Source organism: Pantoea sp. CTOTU49201 (genome assembly GCF_032054795.1).
In the GTDB taxonomy this organism is placed as follows: Bacteria; Pseudomonadota; Gammaproteobacteria; order Enterobacterales; family Enterobacteriaceae; genus Pantoea; species Pantoea symbiotica.
In genome coordinates this window covers 1-17,132 of sequence record NZ_DAMBSA010000050.1, presented here as the reverse complement: position 1 = coordinate 17,132, position 17,132 = coordinate 1, and the positions used below count along the sequence as shown (strand labels likewise).

Sequence of the window (17,132 nt, the reverse complement as noted above, 5' to 3'; positions counted from 1 at the left end):
GTGAACTGCTGCGTGAAAAAGAGAAGCTGGAGCTGGAAATTGAGCGCCTGCGCAGCGTCCGCACTGAGAAGCTGAGCAAAGAAGCGCAACAGCTGCAGAAGCTGGGCTTTAGCCGCGAAATCACCAAAAAAGAACAAGCCAACATGGGCGCATTCAAGAAAAGCGTGCGCGGCCTGGTGGTGGTACACCCAATGACCGCGCTCGGACGTGAGATGGGACTGAAAGTGATGACCGGCTACGCGAAGCAGCCGTTCTAATCTTGACTTACGCGGCGTGTGAAACGTCGCGTAGGATGCCCGCCGCCTGATGAACTTGTTCATTCAGACTGTCCAGCAAGGCATAGCGACGGCGATACTCGGCGCGCTTCTTGCTGGCAATCTCTTCCAGATCTTTACGCTCCGCGCGTAACGGCAACGCAAACAGCTCATCGGCGCGCGCCACGCCACCCAACGACAACCAAAACTCGCTGTAGCTGGCAAAGAACTTGTCGCCTTTACTGTGACGATAGCGCAGGCTACGGAACACGTGCGTGGTATCGCCAACGGCAGTGATCGCCTCAACGCCACACTGATGCGCCAGATTAAATACCGCTTCCATCAGCAAACGTTTCGGGAATACGCCGTGTGCCGCTTTCGTGGCATCGCGAATCACGTCGTTGGAAATATGTTTACGCGGTCCCTGCAACCCACCAATTAATAAGGTGCGCGTGTTCTGTTCGCGAATAATTGAGAAAGAGAGCGAAGCAATTAACTGCGTTTGATAATGCAGTTCCAGGGTAATTTCACCTTCACGGTCAAAACGTCCCGGACAGCAGTGAATCACAAACGCCTCGTCGTTCTTGCCGCTCAACGTGGCCAGTAAATTATCGCCCGGACTCTGCAACAGCTGGCGCAGTGCCGCATTCTCTAACTGCTCCATCAACGTGTAGTGATCGATGATCGCCTGCGCACGTTGCGCCACGCTGAATCCCGCACGCAGATAAGGACGATGTGGCTTGGCCGGTAGCAAACCTTGCATGGTCAGCAGCTGCGGCAGCGCAGACAATTTCGCTAACTGGTGCAGATAATTAAAGGTCGTTACAGGAAATACTAACGACCTTAAGGCAAATTTCGCGCGAAAACTTCCGCTATTCCATAATTTATTCGGTCTGAACTTTCCGCTTATTAATGGCAAAAAAAGCGGCGCTGACGAATCATTATTCGTCACAGAAGTTGTGATAGTAGACATGATTATTTGGGCTTAGCGAGACAAATTGTCGCTACTATATGCCCCAAATTATCAACGGCAGGTTAATAAGCTTTCGCAGCGCAATAATCGTACACGTGAATATTCAGGTCGTTTAGAAAGGGTTTAAAAAAGACGAAAAAAAACCGGTGACGTCATCACCGGTTTCGTGTTGCGGCTATAGCCTGAACTTACTTCGCAGCAGCGAAACGCGCTGCAGCTTCGTCCCAGTTCACAACGTTCCAGAATGCTTTGATGTAATCAGGACGTTTGTTCTGATACTTCAGGTAGTAAGCGTGTTCCCACACATCCAGACCGATGATCGGAGTGCCTGAAACGCCAGCGACCGCTTCACCCATCAATGGGCTGTCCTGGTTTGCGGTTGAAACCACAGCCAGTTTATCGCCTTTTTTCACCAGCCACGCCCAGCCTGAACCGAAGCGAGTGGTAGCGGCTTTCTCAAACTCAGCCTGGAAAGCTTCAACGCTACCGAAATCTTTTTCGATGGCAGCTTTCAGGTCGCCCTGCAGCGAGGTGCCCAGTTTCAGACCTTTCCAGAAGAAGCTGTGGTTAGCGTGGCCGCCTGCGTTGTTACGCAGTGGACCTTTTTTGTCTGCTGGCAGCTGATCCAGTTTAGCGATCAGTTCTTCAACCGGCAGGTTGGCGAATTCGGTACCTTCCAGCGCAGCGTTAGCGTTGTTAACGTAGGCCTGGTGGTGTTTAGAGTGATGGATTTCCATCGTCTGCTTGTCGAAGTGCGGTTCCAGTGCGTCGTACGCATACGGCAGGGATGGCAGTGAATAACTCATGTTCTTCCTCTCCATTTTAGTGTTTTGCAGCACCACCTCACTGGGCGTGCCGCGTAAGCAGTCGGATCATTATAGTTAAAAACATGATCCGTAAAAGGGTTATCAATGCCTTAGAATTGATAAGGATTTGATGAATCTGGGAAAAGGTGCGCACGCACGGCTACACCTTGTGGCTGCTGGCGCGCAGTTTAAGCTGCACCGGCAGTTCATTGATGGCTGGCGGTTCATCGCCTTTGAGTGCCGCCAGCAGACGTTTACCCGCCGTGCGCCCCATCTCTTCATACGGCAACACAATGCTGGTGAGCGGCGGCGAACACACCGCCGCTAACGGGCCGCCGCCAATGCTGGCAATCGCCAACTGGCTGGGAATCGCAATCCCCGCCGCATGGCACGCCATGATGGCACCGCAAGCCACTTCATCGCTGGTGCAAATCAGCACATCCAGCTCTGGCCAGGTAAGGCGAATTTCTGCCAGCAAGCTGTGCCCGGCGGCAAAGGTTGGCATTTTCGGCGATGTCACCACGCGATGCGGCGCCTGATTCATCGCCAGCATGCCGCTGTGCCAGCCATTCAGCAGCTGGCGGAAGATGGTGTTATTACTCTGCGTGCACAACAAACCGAGATTGCGATAACCGCGCTCGACCAGGCTTTGCACCAGTTGGCGAATCGCTTTGGCGTAATCGACACCAATGCTGATCCCCGCCGAGTCCTGATGCACACCGCCAATATCCATCACCGGCAGCCCGGAATTGCTCAGCAGACGATGCGCTTCGGCGGCGTTATCGAAATTGAAATGCACCATCGCCGCCGGATTATAGGAGAGCAGCATTTCGATTAGCTCGCTCTCTTCCGCAGCCGAATGATTAGCTTCCGCCAGCATCATGTTGTAGCCCTGCGGCCGCAGCACTTCCTGCAGCGCTTCCGACACAATTGCACTGCCCGGCGTGGCAAACGACGGCACCACCATGGTGATCAGGCGTGATGTCGCCGATGCGAGATTACTCGCCTGCACGTTCGGTACATAGGAGAGCTCAATCACCGCCGCATCGATTTTGGCGCGAATTTCAGGCGACACTTTTTCCGGCATGCGCAACGCACGCGACGCTGTCATGGTGCTTACACCTACCAAACGGGCAACATCGGCTAAAGTACTTTTGCCGGTACCGCGCCGTCGCTTCTCAGCCATTCCTGCTCCTATGTCTGCCCTCCATACTTCAAACTGCAGGTGCGTTGGCTGCGTGTGCTCACCCCAGTCACTTACTTCAGTAAGCTCCTGGGGCTTCCCCCACTTGCCGCCTTCCTGCATTTCGAATTATGAAGGGCACTATTCATAACGTTTACTTTTTGCCAGGACGCAGCTTAAAACCAAATCTGTTAACGCGCCATGTGAAAAACCACAGTTTCGGGCATCGCTGGCCCTGCGATCTTTCCAGAATGCTGAGCATGTCAGGTGCTTGCAACGAAGACAAACGCGCAGCAAGGAAATGTTAGCGATAACACGTTTTTTAACAATAACGGTGTTAGCGCTAACTTTTGCGACAATCATCACAGAAAACCGCTGAGAAAATAACCTACATTGCACCCCATCGACGAATAAACAGGAATTACTGATGCTCACTCAATGGCTAACACCGCAACATATTCGTGTCGTAGAGCAGGTTAGCGACTGGCAGGAAGCGGTGCGTTTATCCGCCGAACCGCTGCTGGCCGCCGGTGCCATCAGCCCGGCTTATCTCGATGCCATCTTCACTTCGCATGCCGAGCTCGGCCCGTATTACGTGCTGGCGCCGGGTCTGGCGATGCCACATGCCCGCCCGGAACAAGGCGCGCGCAAAAACGGCCTGTCGCTGCTGCATGTGAAGAATGGCGTAAGTTTTCAGGCCGATGAAAACGATCCGGTTTATGTGGTCATCATGCTGTGTGCGCTGTCTGGCGACGATCATATTCAGATGATCACCGCATTAGCCGACGTGTTCAGCGACGAATCCCGCCTGCAGCAGTTGCTGTCGGCTTCTACCCTGTCAGCGATTGAAGCTGTCATTGAAAAATAAATAACCAGAGAACCCTATTATGAAAAAAGTGCTGATTGTGTGCGGAAATGGTTTAGGCAGCAGCTTCATTGTTGAAATGAACGTGAAGAAGATTGTGGCGGAATTGGGTAAAGAAGCCGAAGTGGGCCACACCGATTTAACCTCAGCGAAATCTGAACAGGCTGACTTAATTATTGCCGCGAAAGATATTGCCGATCAATTAGCCGGACACAGCGCGAAAGTCGTTGGCCTGACTAATCTGCTGGATAATGCAAAAATCAAAGAAATTATCGCTGAAAATATTTAATAACCTTGTAAGGCAAGTACACGCTACTTAATACGGAGTAGGTTATGCTGCAATTTATTATAAAGGATGTTCTTGGAACACCCGCAATACTTGTCGGCCTTTTTTCCCTGTTTGGTTTATTACTGCAAAAGAAACCGGTTTCTGATGTTATTTCCGGTACGCTTAAAACCATCATGGGTTTTGTTATTCTCATCGCCGGGGCCAATTAAATTGCGGCCACATTAACCATCTTCAGCCAGCTGTTTGAGCACTCGTTTAATATTCAGGGCGTAGTACCAAACACCGATGCAATGGCCGCGCTGGCACAGAAGAGCTACGGCACCGAAACCGCCATGATTATGGTGTTCGGTATGCTGGTGAACATCTTGCTGGCGCGTATTACACCGCTGAAATACATCTTCCTGACCGGTCACCACACGCTGTATATGTCGGCGATGCTGGCGGTGATTCTGTCAGTCGGCGGCATACACGGCTTCTGGCTGGTGCTGATTGGTTCGCTGATTCTCGGCACCATGATGGTGGTGTGCCCGGCGATTCTGCAGCCGTTCACCCGCAAAATCACCAACTCGGACGATCTGGCACTCGGCCACTTTGGCTCAACCGGTTATCTGCTCTCCGCGTTAGTCGGCAAAGTGGTCGGTAAAGGCAGCCCGTCGATTGAAGAACTGAAGGTGCCGAAAACCCTCAACTTCCTGCGCGACTCATCGGTAGCGATTTCGCTGACCATGATGATTCTGTTTATCGCGTTGGTTCTGGTTGCGGGCAAAGAGTTCACCGAAAGCATCAGTGGCGGCCAGAACTACATTGTGTTCGCCATTATTCAGTCGATTACCTTTGCTGCTGGCGTCTACATCATCCTCGCCGGTGTACGTATGGTGATTGCCGAGATCGTGCCGGCCTTTAAAGGCATCGCCGATAAGCTGGTACCCAACGCCAAACCGGCGCTGGATTGCCCAACCGTGTTCCCGTTCGCACCGAACGCGGTGATCATCGGCTTCCTGTCGAGCTTCTCCGCCGGTTTGATCAGCATGTTCCTGTGCCCGCTGTTTGGCCTGAGCGTCATCGTTCCGGGTCTGGTGCCGCACTTCTTCTGCGGTGCAACTGCTGGCGTCTACGGCAATATCACCGGCGGACGTCGTGGCGCAGTGATTGGCGCCTTTGTGCAAGGCCTGCTGATCTCCTTCCTGCCAGCGATTCTGCTGCCGCTGATGGGCGACCTCGGCTTTGCTTCCACCACCTTCGGCGATGCCGACTTCGGCATTGTCGGTATCGTGCTCGGCCACATTATTTCGTTCTTCCATTGATGTCATCAACAGCGCCTGCGGGCGCTGTTTTTGTAATGAGGAAATAAGTTATGCAAGCCAAATTTTCCCCCTCCTTAATGTGCATGGATCTCACGCGTTTTCGCGAACAGGTCGAAGCGATGAATAGCACCGCCGCCTTTTATCATGTCGATATTATGGATGGCAGCTACGTGAAGAATATTACGCTGTCGCCGTTCTTTATCGAGAACCTGCGTAAAATTACCGATGTGCCGATTGACGTGCATTTAATGGTGAATCATCCGGAAGATATTATTCCGATGTGTATTGAGGCGGGTGCAGATATTATTAGCTTCCACCCGGAAACCGCCAATAATAAAATATTCCGCCTGCTGACGCAGATTAAAGATGCGGGCCGTCGCTGCGGCGTGGTGTTAAATCCGGCCACGCCGGCAGAAAGTATTCGTGAATATGCGCATCTGCTGGATAAAGTGACGGTGATGTCGGTAGATCCGGGTTTCGCCGGCCAGAGATTTATTCCGGAAACGTTGAATAAGATTCGCCAGCTGATCGCCATGCGCGAAGAGCACGGTTATCACTATCTGACTGAAATTGATGGTTCGTGCAACGCGCGCACCTTTAAACAAATCGCCGCTTCCGGCGTCGATGTGTTTATTGTCGGTACGTCAGGTTTGTTTAATCTGGATGACGATGTGGCACAGGCGTGGCAGAAGATGGAGAGCATTTTCGCCGAGGAAACCGCAGCGTAATACCCCGTAGGGTCGCCATTCATGGCGACCTTATTCATTACCGCACCCTATCCACAGCGACCGTTTTACCGCCCCAACTCACTCAACGACTTATCCAGCGCACCCACCAGCCAGTCGATATCCGCTTCCTGGAACGCCAACGGCGGGCGCAGTTTCAGCACGTTACCGTACGGACCTGCCACTGACGTCAGCACGCGGTGCTCGCGCAGCTTCTCAATTAAATCCAGCGCCAGCGCTTTGTCCGGCGTTTTGCTGGCGCGGTCCTGCACCAGTTCGAAACCAATAAACAAACCTGCACCGCGCACGTCGCCGATGGATTCATGGCGATCCATCAGTTTCTGCAACTCACCTAATAGTTTGGCGCCCACCACGCGGCTGTGCTCCTGCAAGCCCTCTTCTTTAATCACCGTCAACACCGCTTGCGCTGCGGCCATCGCCACCGGATTACCGCCAAAGGTGTTGAAGTAAGGAATTTCATCGCTGAACGCGGCAAGCACATCGCTTTTCGCCAGCAGGCCCGAAACCGGAATGCCGTTGCCCATTGGCTTGCCGGTGGTAATCACATCGGGCACCACGCCGTGACGCGCAAAGCCCCAGAACGCATCGCCGGTACGGCCAAAGCCCGGCTGCACTTCATCGGCGATGAAAATCCCGCCGTTGGCATGCACCACATCGACCGCTTTTTGCAGGAAGCCACGCGGGTTCGGCAATACGCCATCGGACGAGAAAATCGAGTCAGCGAGGAATCCGGCAAACTTAATGCCGTGCGCTTTCATATCGTCGATCTGCTTCTGAATTTCATTGGCAAACCACTCACCGAGATCCGGCGCATTGACGCGATAAGCATCCGGCGGTGAAACCAGACGCGTGGTTGCCGCCAGCGGCTGTCCGCTGCCGAGCGCGGGCGACACGCCTGACGTGAGATCGCTGGTGCCGTGATACGCCTCCTGCGACACAATAATGCCGGTGCCGCCGCTGAAAGCACGCGCCACGCGGATCGCCAAATCGTTGGCTTCCGAACCGGTACACATATACATGGCGCGATCGATGGCATCCGGCGTGGTCGCCAGCAGCTCTTCGGTGTAATCGAGAATACGTTCGTGCAGATAGCGCGTGTGGGTGTTCAGCATCTTCATCTGCTGATTCACCGCCTCAATCACCGCCGGATGGCAGTGACCAATGCTCGCCACGTTGTTGTACACATCAAGATATTTATCACCGGCGGCATCCCACAAATACTGCCCTTCGCCGCGCACTAAGTGCACCGGCTTGCGGTAAAACAGGCGATACGACTCGCCCAACACTTTGCTGCGCTTGTCGGTGAGCTTGCGGGTTGCCGCATCCAGCCCGTCGGCGTGCTCAGCACGAAAACTGTTGGTATCCATGATGGTAGAACGTGTAGCCATGGTAACTCCCGTTGCGAAGGTGAAAGGGGTGCATGCGAAATCGCCGTTTGCCAATATCATGCCTGCTTTGGCGACAAATGCAACCAAATACACAAATACAACCAAATACACATGACGGCGTCATGACACTCAGGTAAGCTTAGGCCCAGGTTGAACACGCCACAGGGAAAAGTCATGCTGCAGGAAACCCGCTTACACCGCATTCGCGCGCTGCTGACCACGCAACATCAGCTCAGCACCGAACGCATCATCAACGAGCTTGGCATTTCGCGCGAAACCGCGCGGCGCGACATTATTGAGCTGGAAGCGCAGGGATTAGCGCGGCGTGTGCATGGCGGTTTGGTCGCCGTCGATAGCCAGCCAGAGCCGCCATTACAGGTGCGCCGCAACGCGCAGGCGAAAGAGAAACGCGCGATTGCGGTTGCCGCCGCGCAGCATCTCCAGCCCGGCCAAACGCTGTTCCTCGATGCCGGCACCACCACCACCATACTGGCCGAACAGCTGCGCAGCATGTCGGGTTTAACCATCATCACTAACAGTTTGCAGGCCGCGCTGGCGCTGAGCGCAGCGGAAGAGCATGAAACGCTGAATAATCAGGTGATTTTACTTGGCGGCATGATGATGGCAGGCGCGCAACAAACGCGCGGTGAGATGACGATCGGCGAAATTTTTCGTTATCGCGCCGATGTGGCGCTGCTTTCGCCGGTCGGCATCGACGCTAAAAACGGTGCCTGCAGCTTTCATCCCCACGAAGCGGCGATTGCCCGCGCCATGGTGCAGCAGGCGAATCGCACCATTTTACTGGCGGATCACAGCAAACTCGGCGTGATCAGCCGCACCGTTTACGCACCGATTGCAGAAGTTGATCTGCTGATTTGCGACAGCGGCGCGGCAAAACCTGGCGCGCTGGCGGCGCTGCAACAGGCGTTGCCGCAGGTGCAGGTGGTTTAACGCAGGCGCTGCGGATGGCTGTAAACCGTGGCGCGGCCCGGTTTACTGAAGCCAACCAGCGTGAGATTACAGCGTTCGGCCACCTCAACGGCAAGCTGGGTCGCCGCCGAAACCGCGAACAGAATCTCCACGCCGCACATGGCGGATTTCTGCACCATCTCATAGCTGGCGCGGCTGGAAACCAGCACCGCGCCCTGCTGCCACGGCTGCTGACTGCGATTCCCCAGCAGTTTATCCAGCGCCACATGGCGACCAACATCTTCATAGCCGCCCTGCAATTCGCCTTGCGGTGACATCCACGCCGCCGCATGCGTGCAGCCGGTGAGATTGCCGATCGGCTGGTAGTCGCGCAGCTGCGCCAGGCCTTTATCGAGGTTAGCTAAATCAAAAGTTTGGCTGAATGGCAGCGGCTGTAACGGCTTGCCGATTTGATCGAGTTGCTCGACGCCACACACGCCGCAGCCGGTGCGTCCGGCCATCGCACGACGCTGCTCTTTCAGCGCCATAAAGCGGCGGCTGGAGAGCTCAATCTGCACTTCAACACCGTTACAGCCCGGCACCACATCGATGCCGAAGATTTCATCATGGCGCTCAATAATCCCTTCCGAGAGCGAGAAACCTAACGCAAAAGCTTCCAAATCATTGGGTGTGGCCATCATCACAACGTGCGAAATGCCGTTATACACCAGCGCCACCGGCACTTCCTCGGCCAGCCAGTCAGTTTCAGCAAGGCTGATATCACGCCGCTGATGGACCTGCGCCTGCACCGCGCCTGAGATCTTATTCACATTAATGTGACTTTCCTGCTCATTCTCTGTCACTTTTTTCGCCTCATACAACAACCTTACTAAAGTAGTGGTATTATTAGGTCGCTATTGCCGCAATATTCGTCGGGTTATTGTGACGCCCGATCCACTGCACCGCAAAAGTACAATCAATCATGTTGAAAGGATAATCCATGAACGTCAGCCGAAGAAAATTCTTCAAGGTGTGTGCTGGCGGTATGGCAGGGACAACGGCAGCGCTGCTCGGCTTTGCGCCAGAGGTAGCGCTGGCGGAAACGCGGCAGTACAAACTGCTGCGCGCGCGCGAAACCCGTAACACCTGCACTTACTGCTCAGTTGGCTGTGGCTTGTTAATGTACAGCCTTGGTGACGGCGCGAAAAACGCCAAAGAGACGATTTTCCACATCGAAGGGGATCCGGATCATCCGGTGAGCCGCGGCGCATTGTGCCCGAAAGGCGCAGGCCTGCTCGACTTCATCCACAGTGAAAGTCGCCTGCAATACCCGGAATACCGCGCGCCAGGCTCCAATAAATGGCAGCGCATTAGCTGGGACGATGCCTTTGATCGTATCGCGAAGCTGATGAAAGCGGATCGCGACGCTAACTTCGTGGCGCAGAACGCCGCTGGCGTGACGGTAAACCGTTGGCTCTCCACCGGCATGTTGTGTGCTTCGGCATCCAGCAACGAAACCGGCTACTTAACTCAGAAATTTACCCGATCGCTTGGCATGTTAGCGGTCGACAACCAGGCACGCGTTTGACACGGACCAACGGTAGCAAGTCTTGCTCCAACATTTGGTCGCGGTGCGATGACCAATCACTGGGTCGACATCCGTAATGCCAATCTGATCGTTGTGATGGGCGGGAACGCCGCTGAAGCGCATCCCGTGGGATTCCGCTGGGCGATGGAAGCCAAAATTCACAACAAAGCCAAAATTATTGTTATCGATCCGCGTTTCACACGAACCGCATCGGTAGCCGATTTCTATACGCCGATCCGCTCGGGCACCGACATTACTTTCCTGTCGGGCGTACTGCTGTGGCTGCTGCAAAACGAAAAAATCCAGCGCGAATATGTCGAGGCGTACACCAACGCCAGCCTGATCGTACGCGAGGATTATCATTTTGAAGATGGCCTGTTCAGCGGCTACGACGAAGCGAATCGCAAATACGACAAAACCAGTTGGAACTACGAGTTGGGCGATGACGGCTTTGCTAAACGCGACACCACGCTGACGCACCCGCGCTGCGTGTGGAACCTGCTGAAGCAACACGTAAGCCGCTACACGCCAGAAATCGTTGAGCGCATTTGCGGCACGCCAAAAGCTGACTTCCTGCATGTCTGCGAACTGCTGGGCGAAACCAGCGCGCGCGATCGCACCACCTCATTCCTGTATGCGCTCGGCTGGACGCAGCACTCGGTTGGCGCGCAGAACATCCGCACCATGGCGATGATTCAGCTGCTGCTCGGCAACATGGGCATGATTGGCGGCGGCATCAATGCGCTGCGCGGCCACTCGAATATTCAGGGTCTGACCGATCTCGGTTTGCTGTCGCAGAGTTTGCCGGGTTACATGACCTTGCCGTCGGAGAAACAAGCCGATCTGCAGAGTTATCTTGCCGCCAACACGCCAAAAGCGCTGCTGCCGGGCCAGGTGAACTACTGGAGCAACTACCCGAAATTCTTTGTCAGCCAGATGAAAGCCTTCTTCGGCGACAAAGCCCAGAAAGAGAACAACTGGGGCTTCGACTGGTTGCCGAAGTGGGATAAAGGCTACGACGTGCTGCAGTACTTCGAGATGATGTCGCAAGGCAAGGTTAACGGCTATCTGTGCCAGGGCTTCAACCCGGTGGCGTCGTTCCCGAACAAGCGCAAAGTGATTGAGTCACTGTCGAAGCTGAAGTTCCTGGTCACCATCGACCCGCTCAACACCGAAACCGCTACCTTCTGGGAGAATCACGACGAGTTTAACGATGTTGATCCGTCAAAAATTCAGACCGAAGTGTTCCGTTTGCCATCCACCTGCTTCGCTGAAGAGAACGGTTCGATCGTCAACTCTGGCCGCTGGTTGCAGTGGCACTGGAAAGGTCAGGATGCACCGGGCGAAGCGCTGAATGATGGTGAAATCCTTTCCGGCATCTATTCACGCCTGCGCAAAATGTACGCCAGTGAAGGCGGCGCGCTGCCTGAGCAAGTGCTGAACATGAGCTGGAACTACCTGACGCCAGAAAATCCAGCCCCTGAAGAAGTGGCGATGGAGAACAACGGTAAAGCACTGGCCGATGTGTTCGATGACAAAGGCACGTTGTTGGTGAAAAAAGGCCAACAGCTCAGCACCTTTGCCCATCTGAAAGATGACGGCAGCACCAGCAGCGGTTGCTGGATTTTCGCTGGCAGCTGGACGCCGGAAGGCAATCAAATGGCACGCCGCGATAACACCGATCCTACCGGTTTGGGCAATACGCTGAACTGGAGTTGGGCATGGCCGCTGAATCGCCGCATTCTTTACAACCGCGCCTCGGCTGACCCACAAGGCAATCCGTGGGATCCGAAACGCCAAATCCTGAAATGGGATGGCGCGAAATGGGGCGGCATGGATGTGCCGGATTACAGCGCCGCCGCGCCAGGCAGCGATGTCGGGCCGTTCATCATGCAGCCGGAAGGCATGGGACGCCTGTTTGCGCTCGACAAAATGGCCGAAGGCCCGTTCCCGGAACACTACGAGCCGTTTGAAACGCCGATCGGCACTAACCCGCTGCATCCGAACGTGGTATCCAACCCGGCGGCGCGCGTGTTCAAGGACGATTTGGCATCGATGGGCCAGGCGGAGCAGTTCCCGTATGTCGGCACCACTTATCGCCTCACCGAGCATTTCCATTACTGGACCAAACACGCGCGGCTCAATGCCATCGCGCAGCCGGAACAGTTTATTGAAATCGGCGAGAAGCTGGCCAACAAGCTCGGCATCGCGCAGGGCGATACGGTGAAAGTGAGCTCCAATCGCGGCTACATCAAAGCCAAAGCGGTGGTCACTAAGCGCATCCGTCCACTCAACGTCGACGGCAAAATCGTCGATACCATCGGCATTCCGATTCACTGGGGTTATCAGGGCGTGGCGAAAAAAGGCTTTATCGCCAATACCCTGACGCCGTTTGTCGGCGATGCCAACACGCAGACGCCAGAATTTAAGGCGTTCCTGGTCAACGTCGAGAAGGTGTAAGGAGAACGAATATGGCTTATCAATCTCAAGACATTATCCGCCGCTCCGCCACCAATGGACTCACGCCTGCCCCGCAGGCGCGTAACCATCAGCAGGAAGTGGCGAAACTGATCGACGTGACCACCTGCATCGGCTGCAAAGCTTGTCAGGTGGCGTGTTCGGAGTGGAACGATATCCGCGATGAAGTGGGACATAACGTTGGGGTGTACGACAATCCCGCCGATTTGACCGCCAAATCCTGGACGGTGATGCGCTTCTCAGAAGTGGAGGAGAACGGCAAGTTAGAGTGGCTGATCCGCAAGGATGGCTGCATGCACTGCGCCGATCCCGGCTGCCTGAAGGCGTGTCCGTCTGAAGGCGCGATTATTCAGTACGCCAACGGCATCGTCGATTTTCAGTCAGAACAGTGCATTGGCTGCGGCTACTGCATCGCTGGCTGCCCGTTCGATGTGCCGCGTATGAATAAAGAGGACAACCGCGTGTATAAATGCACGCTGTGCGTCGATCGTGTCAATGTTGGTCAGGAACCGGCGTGCGTGAAAACCTGCCCGACCGGCGCGATTCACTTCGGCAGCAAAAGCGATATGCAGGCGCTGGCGGGTGAACGCGTGGCCGAACTCAATACGCGCGGCTATGCCAACGCGGGCTTGTACGATCCGGCAGGCGTTGGCGGTACGCACGTGATGTACGTACTGCACCACGCCGACAAACCGCAGCTGTATCACGGTTTGCCGGCTAACCCGAGCATCAGCCCGGCGGTGACATTCTGGAAAGGGATCTGGAAACCGCTGGCGGCAATTGGTTTTGCCGCCACCTTTGCCGCCTCAGTATTCCACTACGTTGGCGTTGGGCCGAACCGCGTGGAAGAGGATGAGGACGAGAACCTGCACGAAAAAGAGGAGCGCGAATAATGAAAAAACGCGATCGTCTGGTGCGCTACAGCGCACCGGAACGCATCAATCACTGGATTGTGGCGTTCTGTTTTGTGCTCGCCGCGCTAAGCGGGCTGGGTTTCTTTTTCCCGTCGTTTAACTGGCTGATGCACGTGCTCGGCACGCCGCAGTTGGCGCGTATCCTGCATCCCTTTATTGGCACGGTGATGTTTGCCGCCTTTATCATCATGTTCTTACGCTATTGGAAACATAATCTGATCAATCGCGAAGACCTGGTCTGGGCGAAAAACATCCACAAAATCGTGCAAAACGAAGAGGTCGGCGATACCGGCAAATACAACTTCGGGCAGAAGTGTGTGTTCTGGGCTGCTATCATCAGCTTAGTCTTGCTGCTGGTGAGCGGAATTGTTATCTGGCGCCCATACTTTGCCGGCGCCTTTACCATTCCGCTGATTCGCATCGCACTAGTGGTGCATTCGGTCTCAGCTGTGGCGCTGATCATGGTAATTATGGTGCACATTTACGCCGCGTTGTGGGTAAAAGGCACCATTACCGCCATGGTTGAGGGCTGGGTTCCGGCCGCGTGGGCGAAGAAACATCACCCACGCTGGTATCGCGAGCAGCGCCAACGCCAAACACAACAGGAAAAACGTCCCTGATGAGTATTCGCATCATCCCGCAGGACCAGCTGGAGAAAGGTGCAAAACTGACGGCGGAGCAAGTTCCGCCGTTACTTTTCCCCCGGCTGAAAAATCTGTATAGCCGCCGTGCGGCACGTTTGCGCGACCTGGCCGCGAAGAATCCGCTCGGTGATTACCTGCGCTTTGCCGCAGTGATCGCCGAGGCGCAGGAGATCGTGCTGTATGACCATCCGCTGCAAATCGACCTGCAGCAGCGGCTGACGCAGAGCGCCGAGCAGGGCAAGCCGCCGCTCGATATCCACACCTACCCGCGCGATGCGCACTGGCAACGTCTGCTGCATTCGCTGATCGCTGAGCTGAAGCCGGAGATGAGCGGCCAGGCGCTGGCGGTGCTGGAGAATCTGGAAAAAGCCTCCACCACTGAACTGGAAAATCTGGCGCATGCGCTGCTGGAAGGCGATTTCGCGCAGGTGAGCAGCGATAAATCGCCGTTCATCTGGGCGGCGCTGTCGATTTACTGGGCGCAAATGGTGGCACTGATTCCGGGCAAAGCACGCGCAGAATACGGTGAGCATCGCCAGTTCTGTCCGGTGTGCGCCAGCGTGCCAGTCACCAGCGTGGTGCACATGAGCGTGGGCCAGCAAGGACTGCGCTATCTGCACTGTAATCTGTGTGAAAGCGAATGGTATGTGGTGCGCAGCAAGTGCTCCAACTGCGAACAAACCGGCGATCTGCATTACTGGTCGCTGGACAGCGAAAAAGCGGCGGTGAAAGCAGAAAGCTGCGGCGATTGCGGAACCTACCTGAAGATGTTGTATCAGGAAAAAGATCCGGCGGTGGAACCGGTGGCAGATGACCTCGCTTCGCTGGTGCTGGATGCCCGCATGGAGCAGGAAGGATTCGCGCGCAGCAGCCTGAATCCGTTTATGTTCCCTGGCGACTAGCCGTAGGGTCGCCATTCATGGCGACCTTCTCAATGAACGCACAAATCCACGCAGCTCAACACGGAGGCGAACGATGAAACTGATTGGCAGCTACACCAGCCCTTTTGTACGCAAAATTTCAGTTATTCTGTTGGAAAAAGGCTTGGTTTTCGAATTCGTTAATCAGTCTCCGTGGACCGATGACAGCGATGTCCCGCAGTACAATCCGCTGGGCAAAGTGCCGGCGCTGATTGATGACAATCAGCTCACCTGGTTCGACTCCTCAATCATCGCGCAGGTGATTGAACAGCGCGGCGATGCGCCTGCGCTGTTGCCTGATGATGCGCTGCACGCATTGCAAATCCGTCAGCTGGAAAAACTCGCCGACGGCATCAATGACGCTGCGGTGATGATCGTGCGTGAGCAGATGCGTCCCGGCGATCAGCAATCCGAAGAGGTGCTGCTGCGCAATCGCGCCAAAATTCAGCGCGGCCTTGATGCATTGGAAACCGCCGCCGCACAGGGCGAATGGCTCAATAGCGGCACGCTGAATCTGGCCGATATCGCCACCGGCTGCATGATTGGCTACCTGAATTTCCGCCGCGTGCTGCCCAACTGGTGCGTGAATCGTCCGGCGCTGGTGAAGCTGGCCGAAAACCTGTTTGCGCGCGAAAGCTTTGCCCGCACCGTTCCGCCCACTCTCTAAGCCACCAGATGAAAACCCTTTACAGTCAATTGCCTGCGATCGACAGCTTGCTGCGCGATCCCGCGTTGCAGCCGCTGCTGGCGCATCACGGAACCGCCTTTGCCACGCGCCAGCTGCGCAGCATGCAGCAGGAAGCGCGCGAACATATTCAGCAGCATCAAACCTTGCCGGAATGGCACGTGAACTGGCCGGATGAAGCGCTGCGCCGCAGCCAGCAACAGCAGCAAAGTGCGCTGCGTCCGGTGTTCAATCTCACCGGCACCGTGCTGCATACCAATCTCGGCCGCGCTCAGCTGAGCGATCGCGCCATCGACGCGGTGGTTAACTGCCTGCGTCAGCCGGTCACGCTGGAATATGCGCTGGATGATGCGGCGCGCGGCCATCGCGACCGCGCCGTCAGCGCGCTGCTGTGCGAATTAACCGGCGCGGAAGCGGCCTGCATCGTCAACAACAACGCTGCCGCCGTGTTACTGATGCTGGCTGCTTTAGCGCCGGGACGCGAAGTGATTGTCTCGCGTGGCGAGCTGGTGGAAATTGGCGGTGCCTTTCGCATTCCCGATGTAATGCGTCAGGCGGGCTGCAAGCTGGTGGAAGTCGGCACCACCAATCGCACGCACCTGAAAGATTATCGTGCCGCGATCGCGGAAAACAGCGGCCTGCTGATGAAGGTGCACACCAGCAATTATCAGATTCAGGGCTTTACCCATGCGGTAACGGAAGCGGAATTGGTTGAGCTGGGTGACGCTTATCAACTGCCGGTAATCACCGATCTCGGCAGCGGTTCGCTGATCGATATGACCGAATTTGGCCTGCCCGCTGAACCGATGCCGCAGCAGCTGATCGCCGCTGGCGTCAGTCTGGTGAGCTTCTCCGGCGACAAACTGCTCGGCGGTCCGCAGGCCGGCATTATCGTCGGCAAGCAGGCGCTGATTGATCAACTGCAGTCGCATCCGCTGAAACGCGCGCTGCGCGTCGATAAAATGACGCTCGCAGCGCTGGAAGCCACCTTGCAACTTTATCGCCAGCCAGACACGCTGCGCGAAGCACTGCCGACGCTGCGGCTGCTGACGCGTTCCTCGCACGATATTCTGCAGCAGGCCGAACGATTGATGCCCGCATTAGAAAAGACTTTTAGCAATGATTTTTCGTTGGCGATCGCGCCCTGTTCTTCGCAAATCGGCAGCGGATCGCTACCGGTTGAGCG

16 protein-coding genes and 1 pseudogene are annotated in these 17,132 nt (G+C 55.6%); 12 read left to right on the top strand and 5 right to left on the bottom strand.

The genetic code is table 11. The features are described from left to right. On the top strand, positions 1-257 hold a 257-nt coding region (locus tag RTY00_RS05850), incomplete at its 5' end, for a YibL family ribosome-associated protein (RefSeq protein ID WP_312663769.1). Between the two features lie 7 nt (positions 258-264). On the opposite strand, the gene RTY00_RS05845 is transcribed toward RTY00_RS05850, so the two are convergent. The 3 genes from RTY00_RS05845 to RTY00_RS05835 all read right to left on the bottom strand — a co-directional run bounded on the left by RTY00_RS05845 (position 265) and on the right by RTY00_RS05835 (position 3,219). Beyond that, positions 265-1,227: a VirK/YbjX family protein gene (locus tag RTY00_RS05845; protein WP_312663767.1), complete on the bottom strand. Its 963-nt coding sequence runs from the start codon at positions 1,225-1,227 to the stop codon at positions 265-267. 188 nt (positions 1,228-1,415) lie between these two features. Further along, complete coding sequence (sodA, locus tag RTY00_RS05840) at positions 1,416-2,033, bottom strand: superoxide dismutase [Mn] (RefSeq protein WP_061719316.1); 618 nt, start codon at positions 2,031-2,033, stop codon at positions 1,416-1,418. A 160-nt stretch (positions 2,034-2,193) separates the two neighbouring features. Beyond that, positions 2,194-3,219 (bottom strand): LacI family DNA-binding transcriptional regulator, encoded by a 1,026-nt coding sequence (locus tag RTY00_RS05835; protein ID WP_154194606.1) that lies wholly within the window; start codon positions 3,217-3,219, stop codon positions 2,194-2,196. 424 nt (positions 3,220-3,643) lie between these two features. Between RTY00_RS05835 and RTY00_RS05830 the strand changes: the two genes are divergently transcribed. The 4 genes and pseudogenes from RTY00_RS05830 (at position 3,644) to alsE (ending at position 6,402) form a co-directional block, all read left to right on the top strand. Beyond that, positions 3,644-4,084 (top strand): PTS sugar transporter subunit IIA, encoded by a 441-nt coding sequence (locus tag RTY00_RS05830; RefSeq protein ID WP_312663766.1) that lies wholly within the window; start codon positions 3,644-3,646, stop codon positions 4,082-4,084. A 19-nt stretch (positions 4,085-4,103) separates the two neighbouring features. Next, positions 4,104-4,370 carry a PTS sugar transporter subunit IIB gene (locus tag RTY00_RS05825; RefSeq protein WP_008104674.1) on the top strand — a complete coding sequence of 89 codons (267 nt, stop codon included), beginning with the start codon at positions 4,104-4,106 and terminating at the stop codon, positions 4,368-4,370. Positions 4,371-4,414: 44 nt separating this feature from the next. Continuing rightward, positions 4,415-5,674 (top strand): annotated as a pseudogene (locus tag RTY00_RS05820) (PTS ascorbate transporter subunit IIC). A gap of 50 nt (positions 5,675-5,724) precedes the next feature. After that, positions 5,725-6,402: a D-allulose 6-phosphate 3-epimerase gene (gene alsE / locus RTY00_RS05815; RefSeq protein ID WP_312663764.1), complete on the top strand. Its 678-nt coding sequence runs from the start codon at positions 5,725-5,727 to the stop codon at positions 6,400-6,402. A 65-nt stretch (positions 6,403-6,467) separates the two neighbouring features. On the opposite strand, the gene RTY00_RS05810 is transcribed toward alsE, so the two are convergent. Continuing rightward, entirely contained in the window at positions 6,468-7,808 is a 1,341-nt protein-coding gene (locus RTY00_RS05810; RefSeq protein ID WP_154194610.1) for an aspartate aminotransferase family protein, read from the bottom strand. Between the two features lie 174 nt (positions 7,809-7,982). Here RTY00_RS05810 and RTY00_RS05805 point away from each other — a divergent pair, with 174 nt between their 5' ends. After that, entirely contained in the window at positions 7,983-8,759 is a 777-nt protein-coding gene (locus tag RTY00_RS05805) for a DeoR/GlpR family DNA-binding transcription regulator (protein WP_312663763.1), read from the top strand. Here RTY00_RS05805 and fdhD read toward each other — a convergent pair. After that, entirely contained in the window at positions 8,756-9,538 is a 783-nt protein-coding gene (gene fdhD / locus RTY00_RS05800) for a formate dehydrogenase accessory sulfurtransferase FdhD (RefSeq protein WP_409519119.1), read from the bottom strand. The two genes, RTY00_RS05805 and fdhD, sit on opposite strands and share 4 nt — an antisense overlap. Before the next feature lie 179 nt (positions 9,539-9,717). Here fdhD and fdnG point away from each other — a divergent pair, with 179 nt between their 5' ends. The 6 genes from fdnG to selA all read left to right on the top strand — a co-directional run. Beyond that, positions 9,718-12,765, top strand: coding sequence for a formate dehydrogenase-N subunit alpha (fdnG, locus tag RTY00_RS05795; protein ID WP_312663761.1), 3,048 nt, complete (start codon positions 9,718-9,720; stop codon positions 12,763-12,765). An 11-nt stretch (positions 12,766-12,776) separates the two neighbouring features. After that, positions 12,777-13,676 carry a formate dehydrogenase subunit beta gene (gene fdxH, locus RTY00_RS05790; RefSeq protein ID WP_312663760.1) on the top strand — a complete coding sequence of 300 codons (900 nt, stop codon included), beginning with the start codon at positions 12,777-12,779 and terminating at the stop codon, positions 13,674-13,676. Then, positions 13,676-14,317: a formate dehydrogenase cytochrome b556 subunit gene (gene fdoI / locus RTY00_RS05785; protein ID WP_008104688.1), complete on the top strand. Its 642-nt coding sequence runs from the start codon at positions 13,676-13,678 to the stop codon at positions 14,315-14,317. Before fdxH ends, fdoI begins: the two co-directional genes overlap by 1 nt. Continuing rightward, positions 14,317-15,243 (top strand): formate dehydrogenase accessory protein FdhE, encoded by a 927-nt coding sequence (gene fdhE, locus RTY00_RS05780; RefSeq protein WP_312663759.1) that lies wholly within the window; start codon positions 14,317-14,319, stop codon positions 15,241-15,243. The genes fdoI and fdhE overlap by 1 nt, the downstream gene beginning before the upstream one ends. Before the next feature lie 73 nt (positions 15,244-15,316). After that, positions 15,317-15,928, top strand: coding sequence for a glutathione S-transferase (locus RTY00_RS05775; protein WP_312663758.1), 612 nt, complete (start codon positions 15,317-15,319; stop codon positions 15,926-15,928). A gap of 8 nt (positions 15,929-15,936) precedes the next feature. Beyond that, the coding region (gene selA / locus RTY00_RS05770) for an L-seryl-tRNA(Sec) selenium transferase (protein ID WP_312663757.1) at positions 15,937-17,132 on the top strand (1,196 nt) is incomplete at its 3' end.